The sequence below is a fragment of the Brevibacillus sp. HB2.2 genome, assembly GCF_013284275.1.
Taxonomy (GTDB): Bacteria; Bacillota; Bacilli; order Brevibacillales; family Brevibacillaceae; genus Brevibacillus; species Brevibacillus brevis_D.
Window position 1 is genome coordinate 1 of sequence record NZ_JABSUV010000097.1, and the last position, 1,287, is coordinate 1,287.

The 1,287-nt window shown below is 43.5% G+C and carries 1 protein-coding gene; it reads right to left on the reverse strand.

Going from position 1 to position 1,287, the window contains the following annotated elements; translation table 11 throughout:
* Window positions 1-47 precede the first annotated feature (47 nt).
* Window positions 48-1,192 (reverse strand): IS3 family transposase gene (locus HP401_RS29440; RefSeq protein ID WP_173607618.1). Its coding sequence is split into 2 segments (ribosomal slippage): window positions 48-919 and window positions 919-1,192, totalling 1,146 coding nucleotides; the frame shifts between segments, so codons are not numbered across the junction.
* Between the last annotated feature and the right edge of the window lie 95 nt (window positions 1,193-1,287).

A 1,287-nucleotide genomic window follows, 5' to 3' on the forward strand; every position in this document is an offset into this window, starting at 1 on the left:
GGGACTGACCCCCGTTTGTAGGACAGGGATCAAAACACCTTACAAGTTTAAGCAGCCAGTCGTCGGAATTCAACCGGCGACTGGTTGTTTAGTTTCGTTTGAATACGACTTGAGTTATAGTAGGTAATATAATCTCGAACGGTTTGTACAACGATTGCCGTCGTTGTACTCGTGAGGCCTTCGAGATAGAACGTTTCAGACTTTAGCGTGGAATGAAACGATTCGATGGGGGCATTATCAGCAGGCATTCCCTTGCGGGACATGCTCATGATAATGCCTTTTCCTTTTACTGCCTCTTGGTAAGCTTGAGACGTGTACACACTGCCTTGATCACTATGCAACATCATTCCCGGCCGATTAGGAAGTTGATTTAACGTATCTAAGACAAAGGAAGTGTCTTGTTTATCTGCTATGGTGTAAGCAACAATCTCCCCATTGTACAAATCTAAGATACTTGATAAGTACAACATTTTCCCACCAAACGGCAAATACGTAATATCTGTCACTAGCTTTTGCATCGGAGCTTCAGCATGAAATTGACGTTGTAGGAGATGTTCAGCCGATTGTGAAGGTTGTCCCGTTGGTTTACGTTTCTTGATGCGGACTCTACATTGCAGTTGTTCTACTTGCATAATCCGTTGCACACGCTTGTGATTAATTCGTTGTTCAATCCGAAGGAGTGCCGTAATCTTTCGATAGCCATAACGAAATTTATGTAGGGAACATAGCTGCCGAATCTTTTCGACTATAGGGTCCTTTTGTTTCATTTTAAACACTGACCTCCAACGATAATAGGTGGATCGGGCAATACCCAACCAAGCGCAAGCTTGGTTAATATTCACTTCTCCTCTGATGGTTTCCATCCATGTGACCACGATTCTAGGTGTCACCCCCTTTCCAATTCCGTGTACTTTTTTAGCACATCCAATTGTTGTTTCAAAAATCGATTTTCTGCTTTCACTTTCTCAAGCTCTGAAGTGTACTCAGGACCTTTGCCAAAGCTATATTGTTTGCCAACAGGTTGTTCTAGTCGATGAAGCTCGCCCTCTCGATACCACTTCATCCAGACCTTTAGCTGAGTCACATTGCGGATTCCTAGTTTCTCCATAACCTCCTTCACTGGAACACCTGCCAATCTCATTTGAATCGCCTGCATCTTGACTTCCACGGGGTAACTCACTCTAGTTGACAATGCAAAAACACCTCCAAGATTGTCTCCATATCTTACGACATGGTTTAGTTCTCTTGAAGGTGTTTTGATTTGTCTCACATTACGGGGTCAGTCCC